17 protein-coding genes are annotated in these 19488 nt (G+C 73.4%); 10 read left to right on the plus strand and 7 right to left on the minus strand.

Translation table 11 applies throughout. From position 1 onward, the window contains the following. Window positions 1-17 precede the first annotated feature (17 nt). On the minus strand, window positions 18-1283 hold the full coding sequence (locus PUR26_RS25410) for an ABC transporter substrate-binding protein (RefSeq protein WP_329875396.1): 1266 nt from the start codon (window positions 1281-1283) through the stop codon (window positions 18-20). 169 nt (window positions 1284-1452) lie between these two features. Between PUR26_RS25410 and PUR26_RS25415 the strand changes: the two genes are divergently transcribed. Both PUR26_RS25415 and purU read left to right on the plus strand, forming a co-directional pair. Beyond that, window positions 1453-1899 carry an SCO4402 family protein gene (locus PUR26_RS25415; RefSeq protein ID WP_443077177.1) on the plus strand — a complete coding sequence of 149 codons (447 nt, stop codon included), beginning with the start codon at window positions 1453-1455 and terminating at the stop codon, window positions 1897-1899. Window positions 1900-1999: 100 nt separating this feature from the next. Beyond that, window positions 2000-2851 (plus strand): formyltetrahydrofolate deformylase, encoded by an 852-nt coding sequence (purU, locus tag PUR26_RS25420; RefSeq protein ID WP_329875398.1) that lies wholly within the window; start codon window positions 2000-2002, stop codon window positions 2849-2851. 131 nt (window positions 2852-2982) lie between these two features. On the opposite strand, the gene PUR26_RS25425 is transcribed toward purU, so the two are convergent. Together PUR26_RS25425 and PUR26_RS25430 are read right to left on the minus strand one after the other, a co-directional pair. Next, window positions 2983-4359 (minus strand): maleylpyruvate isomerase N-terminal domain-containing protein, encoded by a 1377-nt coding sequence (locus PUR26_RS25425; RefSeq protein ID WP_443077160.1) that lies wholly within the window; start codon window positions 4357-4359, stop codon window positions 2983-2985. Next, a complete protein-coding gene (locus tag PUR26_RS25430; protein WP_329875400.1) occupies window positions 4356-4940 on the minus strand; it encodes an RNA polymerase sigma factor in 585 nt (194 codons plus the stop codon). Before PUR26_RS25430 ends, PUR26_RS25425 begins: the two co-directional genes overlap by 4 nt. A gap of 200 nt (window positions 4941-5140) precedes the next feature. On the opposite strand from PUR26_RS25430, the gene PUR26_RS25435 reads away from it, so the two are divergent. The 4 genes from PUR26_RS25435 (at window position 5141) to PUR26_RS25450 (ending at window position 9243) form a co-directional block, all read left to right on the plus strand. Further along, window positions 5141-5515, plus strand: coding sequence for an STAS domain-containing protein (locus tag PUR26_RS25435; protein ID WP_329875402.1), 375 nt, complete (start codon window positions 5141-5143; stop codon window positions 5513-5515). Window positions 5516-5607: 92 nt separating this feature from the next. Beyond that, window positions 5608-6126 (plus strand): EF-hand domain-containing protein, encoded by a 519-nt coding sequence (locus tag PUR26_RS25440; protein ID WP_329875404.1) that lies wholly within the window; start codon window positions 5608-5610, stop codon window positions 6124-6126. An 843-nt stretch (window positions 6127-6969) separates the two neighbouring features. Further along, window positions 6970-7443 carry an ATP-binding protein gene (locus PUR26_RS25445; RefSeq protein ID WP_329875406.1) on the plus strand — a complete coding sequence of 158 codons (474 nt, stop codon included), beginning with the start codon at window positions 6970-6972 and terminating at the stop codon, window positions 7441-7443. A 576-nt stretch (window positions 7444-8019) separates the two neighbouring features. Then, the gene (locus PUR26_RS25450) at window positions 8020-9243 is read left to right on the plus strand and encodes an MFS transporter (protein ID WP_329875408.1); all 1224 of its coding nucleotides are present in this window, start codon (window positions 8020-8022) and stop codon (window positions 9241-9243) included. Here PUR26_RS25450 and PUR26_RS25455 read toward each other — a convergent pair. After that, on the minus strand, window positions 9166-10146 hold the full coding sequence (locus PUR26_RS25455; protein WP_329875410.1) for a GlxA family transcriptional regulator: 981 nt from the start codon (window positions 10144-10146) through the stop codon (window positions 9166-9168). The genes PUR26_RS25450 and PUR26_RS25455 overlap by 78 nt on opposite strands. Window positions 10147-10282: 136 nt before the next feature. On the opposite strand from PUR26_RS25455, the gene PUR26_RS25460 reads away from it, so the two are divergent. The 3 genes from PUR26_RS25460 (at window position 10283) to PUR26_RS25470 (ending at window position 14637) form a co-directional block, all read left to right on the plus strand. Then, window positions 10283-11617, plus strand: a complete 1335-nt coding sequence (locus tag PUR26_RS25460) for an MFS transporter (protein ID WP_329875411.1) — start codon at window positions 10283-10285, stop codon at window positions 11615-11617. A 68-nt stretch (window positions 11618-11685) separates the two neighbouring features. After that, on the plus strand, window positions 11686-12609 hold the full coding sequence (locus PUR26_RS25465) for a hypothetical protein (protein ID WP_329875413.1): 924 nt from the start codon (window positions 11686-11688) through the stop codon (window positions 12607-12609). A gap of 690 nt (window positions 12610-13299) precedes the next feature. Then, the gene (locus PUR26_RS25470; protein WP_329875415.1) at window positions 13300-14637 is read left to right on the plus strand and encodes a hypothetical protein; all 1338 of its coding nucleotides are present in this window, start codon (window positions 13300-13302) and stop codon (window positions 14635-14637) included. A gap of 272 nt (window positions 14638-14909) precedes the next feature. Here the strand turns inward: PUR26_RS25470 and PUR26_RS25475 are convergent, their stop codons facing one another. From PUR26_RS25475 to PUR26_RS25485, 3 genes are all read right to left on the minus strand, one after another. Continuing rightward, a complete protein-coding gene (locus PUR26_RS25475; protein ID WP_329875417.1) occupies window positions 14910-16073 on the minus strand; it encodes a flavin-containing monooxygenase in 1164 nt (387 codons plus the stop codon). A gap of 111 nt (window positions 16074-16184) precedes the next feature. Further along, a complete protein-coding gene (locus PUR26_RS25480; protein ID WP_329875419.1) occupies window positions 16185-16940 on the minus strand; it encodes a pyridoxine/pyridoxamine 5'-phosphate oxidase in 756 nt (251 codons plus the stop codon). Between the two features lie 579 nt (window positions 16941-17519). After that, window positions 17520-18167 (minus strand): TetR family transcriptional regulator, encoded by a 648-nt coding sequence (locus tag PUR26_RS25485; protein WP_329875421.1) that lies wholly within the window; start codon window positions 18165-18167, stop codon window positions 17520-17522. A 290-nt stretch (window positions 18168-18457) separates the two neighbouring features. Here PUR26_RS25485 and PUR26_RS25490 point away from each other — a divergent pair, with 290 nt between their 5' ends. Next, window positions 18458-19243 carry a VOC family protein gene (locus PUR26_RS25490; protein ID WP_329875423.1) on the plus strand — a complete coding sequence of 262 codons (786 nt, stop codon included), beginning with the start codon at window positions 18458-18460 and terminating at the stop codon, window positions 19241-19243. Window positions 19244-19488: the final 245 nt, after the last annotated feature.

The raw sequence follows: 19488 nt of genomic DNA on the forward strand, positions 1-19488 counted from the left end.
ACACCGCGCGGCCGGGCTCAGTCGTACGTGGTGTGCCGGAGCGTCGGACCGGTGTGCACGAAGCCGGCCTTCTGCGCCACCAGGCGTCCCTGGCGTACGACCTGGAAGGTCACGTCCCCGTTGACGATCCGCGGGAACCGAGGGGTGCCGAGCATGTCCTCGTAGCGCCAGCGCAGCGAGGGCGTGAGGCCGCCGGTGTCGACCTGGACGCCCCGGTCCAGCGCGTGGGAGACGCTGTCCGCGGTGACCTCGCCGTCGCCCAGGGACTCCACGGCCCTGCGCAGGACCGTGTACGCGATCCAGGTGGTCTGGACGCCCGTGTCGGCCGGGTCGATGCGGTTGTCGGCGAAGGCGTGGTCCCGGATCACCTGCTTCATCGGGTCCCAGCCCGCGTCCCCGGCGTGCGGGTACCAGCCGGTGACGTAGGCGCCTTCGAAGGGGCTGTCGGCGCCGCCGGTGCGGTCCACGAGCGGCTGGTCGACGCTGCCGAGCACCGAGGCGACCTTGACGTCCCTGCCGTCGGAGGGGAGCCGCCGGAAGGAGTCGAAGAAGGTCGCCGTGCGCTCGCCCAGGGTGGCGGTCACGCAGCCGCCCTCCTCGCCGACCCGCTCACGGGACTCGCGGGCCTCGTCCGTGTACTCGCCGGCGTCCTCGGGGGCCGCGATGTCCCCGGCCAGGGTCCGGTCGCCCTGCCTGAGGCCCGAGTTGAGGAGCTTCGGCGCGCCGTCGCCGATGACGGTGTCGGGCCGCACGAGCGAGACCCGCCGGCAGGCGTCCGCGAGCTGCATGCCGTTGCCGGCCAGGAGGGTCGCCTGGCCGCCGTTGACGGGGTAGGAGAGGTAACTGGTGAACTCGTACTCCGAGACGCCGTAGCCGCCGATGTACGGGATTCCGGCGGCCTCCAGCGGCGCCATGAAGGCCCGGCCGTTCTGGCTGTAGGAGCCGACCACGGCGACCACGTCCTCCTTGATCGCACGCTGCGCGCAGGCGGCCGCGCCGGCCGGGCTGTTGCGTTCGTTGCAGGTGAGGACGCGCAGTTCGTGGCCGTTGATGCCGCCCTGGGAGTTGACCCAGCGGGCGTACGCCTGCGCCATGCCGGGCATGCCGGGCATATTGGTCGCACGGGTGCCCTCGGGGGCCCAGGTCATCACCGTGAGGGGGTCCGTGGAGCCGCCGCCGGCCCCGGGGAGCACCCCGCAGCCGGTGAGGAGGCACCCCGAGACGAGCGCCATGGCCCATGCGGAGCGGGGGAAGGTCGATCGCCACCTGCCGATACCGGTCATGGACAGGCACAATTCCGCCTCATGGGTAACGCTTGAGTGAGGCCGGTTCAACGCTCGGTGACGGCGAGGTGAATTGCGGGGGCTGGTCTGTCCGTACTGCGGGGGAACGTACGATCGAAACGTGTCAGCTTCGATGAACTCTTCCCGTCGCGGCCGTCGCTCCACCACCATGGGCGGCATGCCGCTCAACGACATGCCCTGGTGGCGCTGGCGCACGCACGTGCGCTCGGCGCTTCACATGCTCTCCGATCCCGCGTTCCAGCAGGAGTACTGGCTGGCCGGCCGGGAGGGCTACGGAGACGTCACCGACGCCGTGTACCGGCTGGTCGAGGACACCTGGCTCGACAACTGGTCCGCCGAGAAGTACGTCGGCACGATATTCCGGGACTCCGGCGAGGCCGCCCTCGTCGACGTGGCGGTGCTGCGGGTGCTGCGGATCATGCACCAGGTCGGCGCGGACGCGCCCGTCTCCGCGTACATGGCGCACCACGGCTGGCCGGAGGCGGTACGCGCGGCCCGCGAGGCGCACCTGCGGCTGGCCGCCAACGACGGCGACGACCCGGACGTGACACCGCGCTCGCTGGACACGCTGCGGATCATCACGGGAGCCGCCTGAGCGCAGGGGCGCCCCCGGCACGGTCTCGCGGACCGGTCACGGGGGTCCGCCTGACGGACGTCCGGCCGAGGGGGAGCCCGCCGTATGGCATCCTGCGAGGATGACTGACCAGTACGTCCTCACCCTTTCCTGCCCGGACAAGCAGGGCATCGTGCACGCCGTGTCGAGTTACCTCTTCATCACCGGCTGCAACATCGAGGACAGTCAGCAGTTCGGAGACCGGGACAGCGGCCTGTTCTTCATGCGGGTCCACTTCTCGGCCGAGGCGCCGGTGACCGTGGACAAGCTGCGGGCCGGCTTCGCCGCCGTCGGGGACTCCTTCCGGATGGACTGGCAGATCCACCGCGCCGACGAGCGCATGCGGGTGGTGCTGATGGTGTCGAAGTTCGGGCACTGCCTGAACGACCTGCTCTTCCGCTCCCGGATCGGCGCACTGCCCGTCGAGATCGTGGCCGTGGTCTCCAACCACACCGACTTCGCCGAGCTCGTCGCCTCGTACGACGTCCCCTTCCACCACATCGCGGTCACGAAGGACACCAAGGAGGCGGCCGAGGCGGAGCTGCTGGAACTGGTGCGGGGCGAGAACGTCGAGCTGGTCGTGCTGGCCCGCTACATGCAGGTGCTCTCGGACGACCTGTGCAAGCAGCTCAGCGGCCGGATCATCAACATCCACCACTCCTTCCTGCCGAGCTTCAAGGGCGCCAAGCCGTACCACCAGGCGCACGCCCGCGGTGTGAAGCTGATCGGGGCGACCGCGCACTACGTGACGGCCGACCTCGACGAGGGCCCGATCATCGAGCAGGAGGTCGAGCGGGTCCGCCACGAGGTCAGCCCGGAGCAGCTGGTGGCGATCGGCCGCGACGTGGAGTGCCAGGCGCTCGCCCGCGCGGTGAAGTGGCACGCCGAGCGCCGCATCCTCCTCAACGGCCGGCGCACGGTCGTCTTCAACTAGGACTCCGCCCCAAGGCCTTCAACTAGGACTCCGCCCCAAGGCCCCTCCCCAGCCGCTTCGGGACCTGCCCGGGGCCGTGCCGGGTCCCGTCGGACGCGGTCAGGGGCCGGGCCGCCGAGAAGGCAGGCCGGTCAGAGGCGGCTCATGGACGCGGCCGCGAACAGGACGTCCTTGATCGCCTCGCGGTCACCGTCCTGTCCCGCGGCCGCCTCGGTCGGGGAGACGTGCCCCGCCACCAGCTGGCAGAACTCGACCCCGTCCAGCGCCACCTGGGCGACCGCGCGGTCCGGTGAGCCGACCGCCGCCGGGGAGTCCAGGGCGATGTACCAGTGGCCACCGCCCGAGCCCTCCACCTCCAGGTGCAGCGAGCGCCCCGGTGAACCGGCCGTGACCAGATCGCGGGCGGGCCCGGCCAGACCGGCCCGACGCCGGTCGGCGAGCGCGGCGGGCAGCAGCCGGGCCGCCAGATCGATCATCCCGTGCAGATGGGCGCCGCTGGGCGGCTCGTACGGATAGTCGACGGCGGCCGCGATGTCGTCCGCGTGCACCCAGCACTCGAAGGCCCGGTCGAGCAGCGAGTCGCGCAGGGGCAGCGAGAAGTCCCCGTACGAGACCGACAGTTCGGCCACGCCCCGGCCCGCGAAGGAGATCGTGCGGATCAGGGTGTGGCTCTGTTCGCGCCAGGGCGTGCGCACCTGGCCGGTGGGCGGATGGTGCGCCCCTCTCCAGTACGCCTCGGTGCGCTCGGCCGGGACGTACGGCGCCTGCGGTGCGGCCGGTCTTCCGGGCGGGGCGGGGGCCAGCGGATCGCCCAGCCCCAGGGCCGACGAGACGAGTCCGTCCACCGCCAGCAGATGGCTGATGACCCCGGCCACGGTCGTGCGCCGGCTCACCGGACGCTCGCCCTCGAACCACTTGAGGCGCACCGGCGCGTGCCACTCCGACTCGCCGATGTCCCGCAGCAGGGCGTCGAGCCGGGCGGTCTCCGCGTCGTACGGACCCGCCCAGTCCGGGACCGGGATGCGGGCGGGCCGGCGCCCGAGGCAGTTCTCCAGCACCCGGGAGCGCAGCAAGGGGTCGAGGTCCAGGTCCCGCTCGGCGTGCAGCAGCCCGACCGCGTCGCGCAGCCGCAGGGCCTCCTCGGCGCACGGCGCGCACTCGGTCAGGTGCGCCTCGACGGCGAAGGTCTCCTCGGCCGAGCACGCGGACAGCGCCCACGCGCCGAGCAGCGACTTCAGCACCCCGTGCGGCAACGCCGGGTACGCGTCCTCGGTCTGCGGCTCCGCACCCCGGGAGGAACTCATCTGCGGGTGCGGGTGCGGGTGCGGGTGCGGCTGCGGGTTCGGGTTCGGGTGTGGCTGCGGCTCTGCCGGAGGCGGCGCGGGAAGCGGGTCGTAGTTGTCGGCGGCCCGCCTCGGAGCCGGTATGCGCGGCACGTTCTCGGCACCGTCGTGCCCGTCCTGACGGTCGTGGCCGTCGTGGCCACCGCCGTCGAGCGGCCCCGTCACAGCGCGCTGCCGTAACCGGGCGGTGAGGAGCCCTCCAGCGGGCGGGTGTTCGCGGTGGACAGCAGCTGGAGCCCGAGCCGCAGACGCCGCCGCGCCTCGTCCTCGGTCACCCCGAGGTCGGCCGCGGTCTGCCGGTAGTCGCGGCGCTGGAAGTACGCCAGCTCCAGGGCGGCGCGCAGCGGCGCGGGCATGGAGGTGACGATGTAGTCCGCGCGGGCGGCCACCGCGGCCCGGCGGACCTTCTGCTCCAGTTCCTCCGCCGAGCCCCCGCCGCGCTCCGCGAACGCCGCGGCCTCCGCCTGCCGCAGCCGGTGCACGGCCTGGCGGCGGGTCAGCCGGGCGATCCACGAGCGCATGGAGCCCTCCTGCCTGGGGTCGTACGCGTCCGGGTTCTCCCACACGTAGCCGAAGACCTCGCGGGTGACCCGGTCGGCCGCCGCCTCGTCGTCGAGCACCCGGTGGGCGGTGCTGTGGACGAGCGAGGCGAACCGGTCGTAGAGCTCACCGAGCGCGGCGGCCTCGCCGCGCGCCAGCCGCTGCTGCATCCTGCGGTCCCAGCGCGGTGGTGTGTCCTTCGCCATACGGAGCCCTCCCGACCCGACTCCTTTCGAATGTAGTGCGCGATACCTGAATTCACTCCCCTTTGTGCCAAGTGCGCCCCCGATCCGGTCGCCGGTGGTATGGAAATCGTCACTCCTCGCGGATCGTGTTTCATGGTGTGGCGGCTGGGCAGCAGCCGCGAGGGGAAGGACTGCCTCCGGATCGACGAAGGGTACGGCGCGTGACACTCACCGTGGACGAAGCCGAGTGCGGTGCCTGGACGGTGCTGCACATCCGGGGCGAACTGGACCTGGTCTCCTCGCCCGTCATCCGCCGGCACGTCCACGACGCGGTCGCCCAGGGCCGCCACGATGTGGTGCTGGACCTCTCCGACGTGCTGTTCTGCGACTCCAGCGGGGTCGGCGTGCTGATCGCCGCTCGCCGGCTCCTGCACTCGTGCCGGGGCCGGCTGCGGCTGATCCTGCCCGCGCGGGGCGCCGTCGAGGGCTCCCACGTCAACCGCGTCCTCAGCGCGCTCGGCGTACGGCGGCTGTTCGCGGTGTACGCGGACGTCGCCTCGGCCACCGCGGAACGGGCCGAACCGCTGTCGGCCTGACGAGCGCGGCACGCGTCCGCCCCGCGGGCCCGACGGGGGCTCACCCGGCGGACGCTCCCCATTCCGGCCGGTCGCGTCGTACCCTCCGGGGCATGGAAGAAGAGGACCTGTACCAACGCCGGATCGCCTCGCGGTTCGCCGCCTTCGACCAGGACGGCAACGGCTACATCTCGCGTGAGGACTTCACCACGGCGGCCACCCGGCTGCTCGACGAGTTCGGCACGCCCTTCCGCTCGGACAAGGGCCAGGCCCTCTCGGGCGGGGCCGAGGCCTTCTGGCAGGGCCTGGCGGGCATCGCCGACGTGGACGGCGACCAGCGGGTGACGCGCGGGGAGTTCGTCGGCGGCGCGGTGAAACGGCTGCGCGACAGCCCGGACCGCTTCGCCGAGATCGCCCGCCCCTTCGTCCGCGCGGTGCTCGCCGTCGCCGACGTGGACGGCGACGGGCAGGCGGAGCCGGCGGGGCTGGAGCGTGCGCTGCGGGTGCTGGGTGTCGACTCGCACACCGCCGCCCTCGTGGCCGAGTCCCTGGACGTCGAGCGCTCGGGCCGGATCGACGAGGAGGAGGCGGTCAGCGCCTTCGGCCGCTACTTCATGACGTCGGAGTCCTAGGGCCCGCCCTGCGGCACGGGCGGCGCCCCCGCCGCCGGGTGGCGGACGGGGCGTGAAGGCGGGGAGTGCCGCTCCTCGACCTCTTTGGCCGAAATGTTCTCGCTCGTACGGATGATGACGTTCCTGGGACGATGGCACGAGCGAGGTGGACGGAGACCGGGAGGCGCCCGGGACCGCGGCGATCAGGGATCACGCGCGCGGTGAGGCGGTCCGCGCCGGGGACGCCCCGCCCCGGCCCGGCGCCGGCCGCCACGGCCTTCGGCGCCCCGGCGCCGAGGGTGCCGGTCCGCGATGCCGGGTGCCCCGGTCCCGGCGTCGGCTCCCGTGCGAGTCATGGCGGGGCCGACGGACGGACCCGGGGCCCGCTTCGCCCGGCGACTCCGCTACGGAGGGTGACGATCACCGGCTGTCAGCGCGGGCCTTCGTACCGGCCGGCCCGACGCGACGACTGATGACGCAGCGTCGATACCGGGTTGTGTCCTTCGGATGTCCCGTCACACCCCGGAGTCGGCACTTCGCTCCGGTACTCTCCGTAGGATGCGAGTGGTTACGAGGCTGGGGTGTCCCGGTGTTGCCAGTGCGGCAGCTCCGGCCCCGGGAATGCCCGCCGCTCGTGCCCCAAGGTGGCGCTGTGCGCCCCCCTGTTCGACTACCCGCAGCGTGCGTCGCACAGTATGGACCAGGCGTACTCCTTCGCGCTGGAATATGCCCGAAGCGCTTGTTGCGGTGACTGTACGTCAACCATGCTGTCTCACAAGGAAATCACGTTCAGTGACGACTGTTACGGCTGTGGTCGCTGTGAGACACGAGGCGATGTGTCCGCCGGTTCGGATGGTGTGAGCGGTGCAGGTGCTTCAGGTGCAGTTGGAGATCGGCCCCGACCCCGCAGAGGTGGGACGGGCCCGGAGATGGGCGCGATCCCGCCTGGCGGGCTCCGGTATAGGGGAGGACGAACCCCTTGCGGAAACGCTGGTGCTGCTCATCTCGGAGCTCGTCACCAACGCCGTGGTGCACACGGGCTGTCCCGCCGTTCTGCGGATGCTCTTCGGGGCGGGCGCGGCCGAGGCCGGGACGGTGCGCGTGGAGGTGGCCGACCGCAGTGCGTGTCCGCCCAGGCCGCGCCACGCGGACGGCGACGACACCAACGGCAGGGGTCTGGAACTGGTCGACGGGCTCGCCGACCGCTGGGGCTGGCAGCCCGAAGGGGCGGGCAAGAGCATCTGGTGCGAGGTCGACAGGGGCGCACCGACGGTGACAGCGGTGGTGCGCGACCCCGGCCAGTTCAAGCCGTCGCGCGCCGTCACGCACAGGGCTTAACGGGTGCTCCTGCACAGAGCTGTTGACGTGCCGTGCCCGACCTGATCACCCTTGGATCAGCGATTCGTGGCGAGGGGACGCCGAGGGCTTGACGCCCTCGGCGAGTGCGGGTCGTGGCTCGGCGGCAGCGCATGCAGCGCCCCACAAGGCTGCTGTGGCGCGCCGGAGCCGGGTGGCGGCCCACCGTGCCGTGCTCGGGGTGCGCACGAGTGCGCCGCCACCCCAAGGATCGTCGTCGTCCCGCGCGGCGCGCGGCTCCGGGAGAACCGGCCGTGGAGCCACCGGTGTTCGCGCGGTGCCGCGCCTTGTCGACGCGGCCGGACCCGACGCGGCCGGTCCCGGCGCCGCCGTACGGGTGAGGAGAACGGGCCCGACCGGTCCGGAGCCTGCCGGGGGAGCTCCGCCGTCGAGTGCCGTCGAGCGCGTGCCCAGGGCGCAACACCCGTTCCGCGGAGGCCCGATGACGGAGCAGGAGCCACGGCGGAGCGGAGGAGTCGCGCGGGTGCGGTCCGTTCCGGCGTCCGACGTCCGGTAATCGTGTTGCGTTCGCGCCCCGGTCCCTGACTACGGTCGGCCATGCCCTATCGCGAGTTGCTCACCCGGCCGGTCCTGATCTGGGGCGCCGTCGCGGTCGGTGCCCGGTTGCCCGTCGCCATGGCGCCGCTCGCCCTCGTCTTCATGGTGCGGGAGCGGCCCGGCGGCTACACCCTCGGGGCGCTGCTCGCCGCCGTGTACGTCCTCGGTGAGATCCTCGGCGCCCCCGTCCTGGGCATGCGGATGCGTGCCGAGCGGGCACGCCCCCACCTCGCCGCCGGGCTCGCCGTGGGAGCCGCCGCCTTCCTCGGCCTCGGCCTCGCCCACCAGGCGTCCCCGGTGGTCCTCGGCGGACTCGCGCTCCTCGCCGGGATCGGGCCCGCGGCGACCTCCGGCGGCCTGCGTGCCATCCTCACCGGGATGGTGCCGCCCGAGGCGACCGCCAGGGCCATGAGTCTCGAATCCGTCCTCATGTCCGGTATCTGGGCGCTGGCCCCGGCCCTGACCACCGCCCTCGCCCTGGGCGTCGCCCCCTACGTCCCGCTGCTCCTCGCGGGCACCCTGATGGCGGTGGCCGTCGCCGGACTGTGGGCGCTGCCCGCGGGGTGGGCGACGGACGGTGCCGTCGGCGGTTCCATGGTGCGGGCCCTCACCCGCGCCTGGCCGCTCTACGTCATGGGAGCCGCCGGCCTCACCCTGCTCGCGATCGCCGAACTGGTCCTGCCCGCGCTCCTGGAACAGCGGTCGATCGGCATCGGCTGGGCCGGACCGCTGCTCACCGGTTACGCCGTCGGCTCGGCGCTGGGGGCGTTCGTCTACGGGGTGCGGAAGTGGCCGGGCCGGCTCGCCACCCAGGGAGAGGCGCTGCTGCTGACCGTCACGGGGTGCGTGGTGGTGGTCGCGCTGACCCCCTGGACCGGCGGGATCGCGTTCGGGTTGCTGCTGGCCGGGGCGCTGGCCGCCGCGTCCTCGCTGTCCCGCAACCTGATGCTGCGCGAGGTGCTGCCGCCGCACGCGCTCGCCGCCGGGTACTCGGTGATGTACGCGGCGGTGAGCGCCGGTTACGCGGCGAGCGGCACGCTGTCGGGGGCCCTGCTGAGCACCGTCGCGCCGTCCACCGCCGTCCTCGCGGGCGTCGGCCTCACTCTCGTCCTGCTGTTGATCGGGACGCTGGGCGAGCGGCGGATGTCACCTGTGGCCGACGGGGCTCCCGGGCCGGAAGGTGCGCCGGTAGACGCTGGGCGGGACGCCGAGCGCAGCCTGTAGGTGCTGGCGCATCGACTGGGCGGTGCCGAATCCGGCGCGCCGGGCGACCTGGTCGATGGACAGGCCGGTGGACTCCAGCAGGTGGCGGGCGCGTTCGACGCGCTGCTGGGTGAGCCACTGGCCGGGGCTGACGCCGACCTCCTCGCGGAAGCGGCGTGTGAAGGTCCGTACGCTCATCGCCCCCTGCCCGGCCAGGTCGCGCAGCTGGAGCGGCTCGTGGAGGTGGGCGAGCGCCCAGGCCCGGGCTCCGGCGGTGGTGGTCAGCTCCGGCTCGGGCACCGGGCGCCGGATGTACTGCGCCTGGCCGCCGTCCCGGTGCGGCGGCACGACCGTGCGCCGTGCGACGTCGTTGGCGACGGCGGCCCCGTGGTCGCGGCGCACGATGTGCAGGCACAGGTCGACGCCCGCGGCGACACCGGCCGAGGTGAGGACGTCGCCGTCGTCGATGAACAGCACGTCGGGGTCGACGTCGACGGCGGGGAACATCCGCTGGAAGTGGTCGGCCGAGGCCCAGTGGGTGGTCGCGGGCCGTCCGTCGAGGTACCCGGCCGCCGCCAGGACGTAAGCGCCGGTGCAGATCGAGACGAGACGGGTGCCCGGCCGGATGTGGGCGAGAGCGGCGGCCAGTTCGCCGGTGAGGCGGCCTTCCTCGTGGACGGGGCCGAGTTCGTACGAGGCGGGCACCACGACCGTGTCGGCGGTGGCGAGCGCCCCGGGGCCGTGGGCCACGTCGATGCTGAAGTCCGCGTCGGTGCGGACGGGCCCGGCCTCCAGGGCGCAGGTGACGGTCTCGTAGAGCGGCCGGCCCTCGGCGTCCTTGGCGCGGCCGAAGATGCGATGGGGGATCCCGAGCTCGAAGGGGAGCAGCCCGGTGAGGGCGAGAACGACGACGCGGTGCGGCACGCGGACTCCTCGGTCGTGGCCGGGGGCGGGGGGCTCCGTGGGCGGGCCCGGTGGCCCGGCCTGCCGACGGGCCCGATGGCCCGATCCTAGCGAAAGCTGTCGTTCGGGCTAGTGGTCCGGATTGCCGCCCGGCCGAATGCTGAGTGACGTGACCCAGACAAGCCCGGAACGTTCCGAAGCCGCCCCGACGGCCCGCGCCCCCCGCCCCCGGACCACCCGTCCCCGGATCCACCGCGCCTGGTTCGTGGCCGCCGTCGCGTTCGTGACGGTCATCGGCGCCGCCGCCTTCGCCTCCCTGCCGGGTCTGCTCATCGATCCGCTGCACCGGGAGTTCACGTGGTCACGTGGCACGATCGGCTTCGCGGTCTCGGTCAACCTCGCGCTGTACGGCCTCACGGCGCCGTTCGCCGCCGCCCTCATGGACCGCTTCGGCATGCGGCGGGTCGTGGCGGTCGCGCTGACGGTGATCGCCGTCGGCTCGGTGCTGACGGTGTGGATGACGGCCGCGTGGCAGCTCGTCCTCTTCTGGGGTGTTCTCGTCGGTCTCGGCAGCGGCTCGATGGCGCTGGCCTTCGCGGCGACGGTGACCAACCGGTGGTTCGTGGCCCGGCGCGGTCTGGTGACCGGCATCCTGACCGCCGCGGGCGCCTCCGGCCAGCTGATCTTCCTGCCGTTGCTGTCCTGGCTGGTGGAGGAGCACGGCTGGCGCCCGGCCGCCGTCACGGTCTCCCTCTCGGCGCTCGCCGTCGTCCCGTTCGTCTGGCTGCTGTTGCGGGACCACCCGGCGGACGTGGGGCTCGCGCCGTACGGGGCCGAGGAGTTCGTGGCGAAGCCCGCACCGGTCGAGGGTGCCTCGCGGCGTGCGGTGAGGGTGCTCCTCTCGGCGGCGCGCACGGGACCGTTCTGGCTGCTCGCCGGCACCTTCGCGATCTGCGGCGCGTCGACCAACGGCCTGGTGAAGACCCATTTCGTGCCGGCCGCCCATGACCACGGCATGCCGGTCACGGCAGCCGCCTCGCTGCTCGCCGTGATCGGCGTCTTCGACATCGTCGGCACGATCGCGTCGGGCTGGTTCACCGACCGCTTCGAGGCACGCCGCCTGCTGGCGGTGTACTACGCCCTGCGCGGCATCTCGCTGCTCTTCCTGCCCCTGCTGATGGCGCCGGCCGTCCACCCGCCGATGATCTTCTTCATCGTCTTCTACGGCCTGGACTGGGTGGCCACCGTGCCCCCGACGATCGCCCTGTGCCGTGCGCACTACGGCGAGGACGGCGCCATCGTCTTCGGCTGGGTGCTGGCCTCCCACCAGGTCGGTGCCGCGGCGGTGGCCTTCGCGGGCGGTGTGGCCCGGGACGTGTTCGGCTCGTACGACGTGGTCTGGTACGCCTCCGGTGCCCTGTGCGCCGCGGCGGCCCTGATGGCTCTGGTGATCCGCCGGCGGCCGGCCGTGCCGACGGCCCTGGCGGCGTAACGGACCCCCCCCCGCGTCCCCGCCCCTCCCACCAGGAGGAAGATCCCCCGTAGGAGGGGTGATCAGGGATGACACAGTCGGTGGTGGCAGGGGAGCGGCACCCGTCGGCGCCCGGGCGGGGGGCCTTCGCCCGGTACGGCGGGGCGCTGCTGCTGTCGATGGGCGCGCTCTTCGTGGAGGCGGTGATCGGCTTCGTCGTGCTCGTCGTGGCGGGTACGACGCGGGAGTCGCCGAACGTCGCCGCCTACAACGGCCTCGGCCTCTTCATCCTGCCGATCCTCCTGATCATGGGGGCGTTCGCGGGGTTCGTCGTCTCGTCGGCGCTGGTACTGCCGTCGGTGGCGCTGGGCGGACGGTTCGGCCGCCGGATCACCGGGCGCGAGGCCCGGTGGGGGGCGCCGGCCGCCGCCGCGGCCCTTGTGGCGCTGCCGACGCTCGCCGTGGGCGTACCGGCCGGGGCGGGCCCCGGAACCCTGTTCCCGACGTGGCTGGTGGGGACGGTGGCCGTCGGCGCGGCGGCCCTCGTCGCGCGGCCGGTCGCCCTCCGCCGCCCCACGGTCGGCCTGGGCCGGGCGGTGAGGCGGCTGGCGGTGTACGGCGCGCTGGCCGTGGTGGGGACGGGCGCGCTGGGCGGCGTCGGCCTCTGCACCGGCCTGATCGAGGAGTACCGCCCCCCGAGCCTGTCGCGGGAGCGGGCCGTCGGCACATGGTCGGACGGTGAGGGGGGCACCCTGCGGCTCGCGGCCGACGGGACGGCCACCGCGGCCGGCATCGACGAGCACACCGCCTTCGGGGAGGCGAGCGAGTGTTCCGGCCGGGGGAGCTGGTCGTACGCGTCGGGACGTGACCGCTGGGACCAGGAGGTGTCCGTGTCCGTCGAGGGCTGCGAGGCCGACTGGATCGTGGGCGGCGAGAGCGAGCGGCCGAAGCTGTACGTCTACATCGGCGACCCGGACTCCTGGAACCTGTACGAGCTGACGAAGAACCCGTAGGAACGGCCCGCGCGGGCCCCTCGGGGCGGGGCCGGGGCCCGTCGGCCGTGCGACGAGGGGTGCGCGTGCCGGGAGCGGGGCTCGGCGCCTGCGGGCGTCGGGGCTTCGGCGGGACGCCGTTGTCAGTGGCGTGCAGTACCAATGACTCGACGGACTTCGCAGCGGGCGGCCCGACGGGCCTCTCCGCGTGCTTCGACGCGGGTCCGTCCACGTGCGTCTTCGCGGGAGCCCGCTGGAGTGCGGGAGTTCGCGGGGAGTTCGGCGCGTGGCAGGGGGGTGGGGCGGGGGCCCCTGGACGGTTTCTTCGGGGGGAGGAAGTCATGGGTGGCAGGCTCAGGCCAACGGCGGACGGCGGGCGCGTCCCGTGCCGTGACGACGTCCGGCGCCACGGCACCCTGTCCGCGCATCGGTGGCACCGGCGGCATCGGCGGGTCGACGCCGGGCTCCGGCAGCCATGCCCTTCCGGTGCGGCCCACTCCGGTACGCCCCACTCCGGTGCGGCGACGGGCCGCCGCCGATCCCGCTCGTGGTCCGGATGGTCCGGAAGAGCCCACGTCGGGCCGGACCGGTGACCCGACGGCACGTCATGGACGGCTGTGTGCAACGGAACAGCCGGCCAGTACAACTTTCATCAGGTTCCGGCGGTCGTCCACATCGCATCGCCGCTCCTCCAGGAACACAAGGAGATTCATGAGTACGCCTTCCGCCGGCCGTGCCGTGCGACTCGGCGCCTGTGCCGCCGCAGCCGGACTGGTCACGCTCGGGATGGCCACCCCGGCCCTCGCCGACAGCGACCAGCTGTGGATCCAGGCCCCTTACGAGTTCGTGCTGCCCGCGGCTGCCACCGGCGGCCAGCAGCCCCCGGCCTCGACCATCGGTCTGGGGCTGTACCACGACAACAACAACTTCACGGTGACCGACGGCCGGCTGACCGTCGACATCTCCGGCCTGGCCGGGATCGCCGACGTCACCTGGCCCGAGAGCTGCGCGCCGACCGGCTCCACCGCCGTCTGCGCCATCCCCGAGGTCCCCGCGAACGGCGGGACCCCCGTGCAGCTGACGGTGCGGGCGGCGTCCGGCGCGCAGAACGGCACCACCGGCCGCATCACCTACCAGGGCAGGGCCGCGACGACGATGGAGGGCGGCGAGCTCACCGCCGTCGAGTCCGAGACCACGGTCAAGGTCGCGTCGGGTCCCGACCTCGTCCTGGACCGTCCCGACGCCGTGACGGGCGTGCAGCCGGGCAGCACCGTGCCCGTGCCGGTCTCCGTCGTCAACAACGGCAACGAGTCCGCCAACGGCGTGCAGGTCACCCTGTACGTCACGCGGGGACTGACGCTCTCCGGACTCGCGCCGCAGTGCGTCAGCACCCCGGTCGGCGAGGGCGCGATCAAGCCCGTCACGCGGGTGAGCTGCGCGTTCGACGACGTCGTCGCGCCGGGCGGGAGCTTCACGCTGCCGCAGCCGCTGACCGCCGCCGTGGCCGCGTACGCGCTCGCCGAGCGGGTCGACATCAACGTCGAGCCGCGCGGGGGCGTGGAGGACCTGTCCCCGAGCGACAACGGAGGGGTCGCCGAGGTCAAGGCCGTCAACACCGCGGACTTCGCGGTGCGCGGTACGAAGGTGTCGGCCGCCGCGGGCGAGACCGTGCGGGCCGCGCTCACCTTCCGCAACAAGGGCCCGGCGTGGATCGCCAATCTGGGTTCGGGCGACCCGGTCGCGAACGTCGACTTCGTCGTGCCCAAGGGCGCCACGGCCACGGGCGTCCCGGAGAGCTGCGAGCCCCGCACCCTTGAGGGCGACTGGGCGGAGAACCGGATCGGAGCCCCGCGCTACAGCTGCAACCTGCCGATGTGGGTGGCCGAGAAGCAGACGGTGACCTTCCCCTTCGAGCTGCGGATCGACACCGTCATACCGGGCTCCGTCGGCAAGGTGACGCTGACCCCGCCGTGGGGGGACCAGCCGCTGCCGTTCGACCCGAACCGGGCGAACGACAAGGCGAGGGTCGTGCTCAACCCGGCCGTCTGACGGCCGCGGGACACGTCGGGCACCGCGCGCGTCCGAAAGGGGGACGTACGGAAGGCGTATGAGGGCGCGCGAGGCGCATGAGAGCGCATGAAGGCGCATGAAGGCGCATGAAGGCGCACGAGGATGCCGTGGTGCCAGACGCCCGACGCCCGACGCCCGACGCCCGACACCCGGCACCCGGCACCCGGTTGCCCGGCCCTGACGCCCGGGCAGCCGGGCCGGGTCGCTGCGGTTGCCCGGCCTCCGGGCCTCCGATCCTCCGGGGGCGCTCGTCAGGAGCGGCGGGCGGCCGCGGTGCCCGCCGCGGCGATCGCCTTCGCGATCTTCCGGGAGTCGATGGCCAGTTCGCGGAGCATGCCGCTGATCGGGTTCGTGAAGCCCGTGAAGTACAGGCCCGGCGCCTGCGGGGGAGTGCGGGCGCCATGGACGGCCGGGCGGCCGCGGTCGTCCAGCACGCCCAGGTGGCCGACCAGGCCCTCCAGGGCTCGGTGGTAGCCGGTCGCCGCGATCACCGCGTCCGGGGCGATCGTGGAGCCGTCGGCCAGGACCACCTTGCCGTCGTCGAAGGAGGCCACCGCCGCCACCGGTTCGACGCGGCCGCGCTTCACCGCGTCGATCAGACCGACGTCCTGCACCGGGATCGCGCCCTCGCGCACCCGCGAGTACAGCCCGGTGTCCGGGCGCGGCAGGCCCCGCCCGGACAGGTCCGGGACCGAGAGCCGGCCCAGCAGGCCGCCCGCGGCGTCGACCAGGCGTACCGGCAGCCGGCGCACGAGGATGCCGGTCGCCTGCGCGGGCCAGCCGGCCGTGGAGCGGCGCACGATGTGCGGCGCCGTGCGGATCGCGAGCCGCACCCGGGCCGCGCCGCCCTCGACCAGGTCGACGGCTATCTCGGCCCCGGTGTTGCCGACGCCCACCACGAGGACGTCCTGGCCGGCGTAGGGGGCCGGGCCGCGGTAGGCGCTCGCGTGCAGCAGCCGCCCGCCGAACGAGTCGGCTCCGGGCCAGTCGGGCAGCCTCGGGGTGTGGTTGAAACCGGTGGCCACGACCACCGCCCTGCCGGTCAGCCGCCGCCCGCCGGTGGCGTGCAGCACCCACTCGTCTCCCGCCGCCTCGATGCGGGAGACCTCGACTCCGGTGACGATCTCCAGCTCGTGGACCTCGGCGTACTTCTCCAGGTACCGGACCACGTCGTCGCGGGACACCCATCGCCCGAACGAGCGCGGCATCCGCAGGCCGGGCAGCGCGGACAGGCGCCGGGTGGTGTGCAGATGGAGCCGGTCGTAATGGCGGCGCCACGAGGCGCCGACGGCGTCGGACTTCTCCAGTACGACGGCCCGTATGCCCTGCGCGCGCAGGGCGGCGGCGACGGCGAGGCCGCCGGGGCCGCCGCCGATGACGTAGACGGGAGCGGCGCCGTGGGTGGGTTCGGTCATGAATGCCGAGCGTAACGGCGCGCTCACTTGTTGGGTCTCGGTCAAGACGGAAATCGATTGCGAATCGGTCACGCCCGCCGGCCCTTCCGCCGGGCGTCCCGCCCAGGGGCCTCAGGGCCAGAGCAGTTCCCGCTCCCACGTGCCGTCGGGGGAGCGCCGGTAGCGCAGGCGTACGTGCCGCCTGCGCTCGTCCCCCTGGAAGAACTCGACCTCGTGGGGTTCCAGCGCGTACACCGTCCAGGTCTCGGCGTGCGCGTCCGGCTCGGCCCGCGCCCGTTCCCAGGCGGCGCCGCTTGCCCGCTCCAGCTCGGCCACCGAGGCCAGTACCTCGCTCTGGCGCCCCACCAGCGCCGAGGCCAGCGCCCCGGTCGAGCGGGTGTGCAGATCGGCGTACGCCTCCTCGGGCGTCCCGGTCGACACCTGCCCCCGCACCCGGACCTGCCGGCCCTGGGCCGGCCAGTAGAAGCCCAGCGCGGCATCCGGCCGGGCGGCCAGCTGGCGGCCCTTCGCGCTGGTGGCGTGGGAGGCGAAGTGCCAGCCGCGGTCGTCCGCCCCGTGCAGCATCACCGTGCGCACATCCGGCCGGCCGTCCGCGTCCACCGTGGCCAGGGACATGGTGTGCGGCTCGGGCTGCCCCGCGTCGGCGGCGGCCACGAACCACTCCCGGAACAGCCCCAGCGGTGCGTCGGGAGCGGCTTCCGGGTCGAAAGCGGGCAGTTCGGTGTCCCACACCTTGAGCGAGCGGAGGGTCTGGTCGAAGCGGCTGCCGGCGGCCGCGGGCGTCCCGCCGGGCCCCGGGGCCGTGGTCGCCTCGGGGGACCCGGCGATGGCGGGGGTGGCGGCGGTCAATGGGCTGATGGGCTTCATGGGGGTCATCCCACACGATCGGGACGCCGTCACCAAGGACCGGTGGCCCTTGACCGGGGTGGCGTGTGCCGCCTTCCGGGTGCCGTCCCGGATCCTCCTCGCGACGAGGTTCCTCCCCGGCAGGTGCGGCAGCCGGCCCGCCGCCGCCGTCCGCGGCCGGATGGGGCGCTCCGGCGGAAGCGGCGCGGTCACGGCCGGGGGCGTCGAAACGCCGGCGGCCGGGCACCGCGTGGCGGCGACGGATATGACGGGCCATCAGCTACGCTCGTGCGCAGACCTTCGAGTGCCGCTCCCTGCTCTCCGGCGGCCGGTGACCGGCGGCCGGGCGCGGGAACGCCGGCGGGGCCCGGAGGGACCGCCGCCGGCGTGACAGGTGTGGACAGTGCGGCGCGGGGCGTGCCGAGGGTGCCGGAGCGCGGGACGTGCCGAAGGTGCCGGCGTACGGGACGTGACGTCGTCCAGGACGTGACGACGTGCGGGCCGTACGGGCGCGGGCGCGTCAGGCGCGGGCGGAGGCGGCGGTCGTGGGCGAAAGGGTGCCCGAGGCAGGGGCCGCGGGGTGTGACGGGTGGCGCGGGGCTACTTCGCCGGCTTCTTGCCCGTGATGCCGAGGTGGACCAACAGGGCCAGGTTGGGCTTGAGTTCGGCCTGCTTGACGCCCCAGGTCTGGAAGCCCTTCTGGTGCGAGGCCACCGCGGCCAGCATGGCGACAAGGGAGCCGGCCACGGCTGCCGGGCTGGCGTCCTTGTCGACCTTGCCCTTGGCCTGGAGCTCCTTCACCGCCTCCGTGAGGGAGTTGGTGACCGAGTTGAGGATCTTCATGCGGATCTTGTAGAACCGCTTGTCCCCCTCGGCGGCGCCCAGATCCACCACGCGAAGGATCGCCTCGTTCCTGCGCCAGAAGTCGAGGAAGCCTTCGACGAGTTCCTCGGACGTCTGCCATGCCGCCTTGCCGACCCAGGAGCGCCCGGAGACCAATTCGGTCAATCCAGAGCCTTCCTTGGCCATTTCTTCGGCGATTTCGAGAACCGCACCCTCGACGTCCGGGAAGTACTGGTAGAACGTCGCGGGTGAAGTGCCTGCCTTGCGGGCCACGTCGATGACTTTGACGTCCCGGTACGGCGAGGAGCTGAGCATCTCGCTGAGGCAGTCGAGCAGCTTCTGCCGCGTCGCCTGGCCTCGTCGGCCGGCCACGCGGCCGTCGACGGTGCGCACTTGTCCTGTCATGCCGTCAGCTTACCGACGGGTGATCAGGGCGCGATTCGGCCGACTGCAAATGGGGTGCGACCCCCTTCGAGCCCCCTGTGTACCCAATAAGCTTATTAACAGCCTGTGGAAAACTTCGGTGGATAAGCCGAGGGCGAGAGGGCTCCGACCGGCCGCTCGTAGCCGCTCCCTGTCCCGATAAATGAACGTATGTTCGTATCTCTTCCCTGCGCACCACGCGCCGCGCCGCTAGCGTGACTGTGACGGGCACCACACGCGTCGCGCCCCGAGCGAGGGAAGGGACCGGGTCCATGGCCGCATTCACAGAGGGCACACCGTGCTGGGCGGATGTGCTGCTTCCGGATCTCGAAGCCGGCAAGCGCTTCTACGGCGAGCTGTTCGGCTGGACCTTCGGTGACGGCGGCGGCGAGAAGTACGGGAACTACACCCACGCCTTCAGCGACGGAAGGCGTGTGGCGGGCCTCGCGCCCAAGCGGGACGGCCGGATGCCCACCGCGTGGGGCGTCCACTTCGCCACCCCCGACGCGGTCGCCCTCACCACCAGGATCAAGGACGCGGGCGGCCGGATGGTGACGGACCCCGTCCGGATCGGCGACGCCGGCACCATGGCGCTGGCCGTCGACCCGGGCGGCGCCGTCTTCGGGCTCTGGGAGGCGGGTGAGCGCAGCGGGTTCGAGAAGCAGAACGAGCCGGGCTCCTTCTGCTGGACCGAGGTCTACACACGGGAGAAGGACGCCGTCGACGCCTTCTACGAGTCGATCTTCGGCTTCCAGGTGAGGGACCTGGACGACCCCACCATCGACTTCAGGGTCTGGTCCCCCGCCGGTACGAGGCCGGGCGACGACACGGCGATCGGCGGCCGCAGCGTGATCACCGACGCCTTTCCGGCCGAGATGCCCGGTCACTTCCTCGTCTACTTCGCGGTCGAGGACTGCGACGAGACCGCCGCCGTCGCCACCCATCTGGGCGGACGCGTCACCGAGCCGCCCTTCGACACCCCGTACGGCAGGATCGCCCTGATCGCCGACAACCAGGGCGCGGTCTTCGCGGTGCTCGCCGAGCCGAAGGCGGCCTGAACGCGGCGGGGCGGGATCGCCCGTCGGCCTGAGCGCTCCCGCCCGCGCCCCGGCCCGCGCCCCGGCCCGCGCCCCGGCCCGCGCCCCCGCCCGCGCTCCCGGCCCCGCCCGCTCCCGGCCGCCGGCCCCGGCCCCGGCGCTCCCGCCCGGGGTGCCGGGGTGTGCGGGACGCCGGTCCCCGGGACGCCGGCCCCCACCCCCGGCGCCTGCCGGGGTGTCCGGATCGGGGTGAGACACCCCGATCC

This window comes from Streptomyces sp. SP18CS02, from assembly GCF_036322365.1.
Taxonomy (GTDB): domain Bacteria; phylum Actinomycetota; class Actinomycetes; order Streptomycetales; family Streptomycetaceae; genus Streptomyces.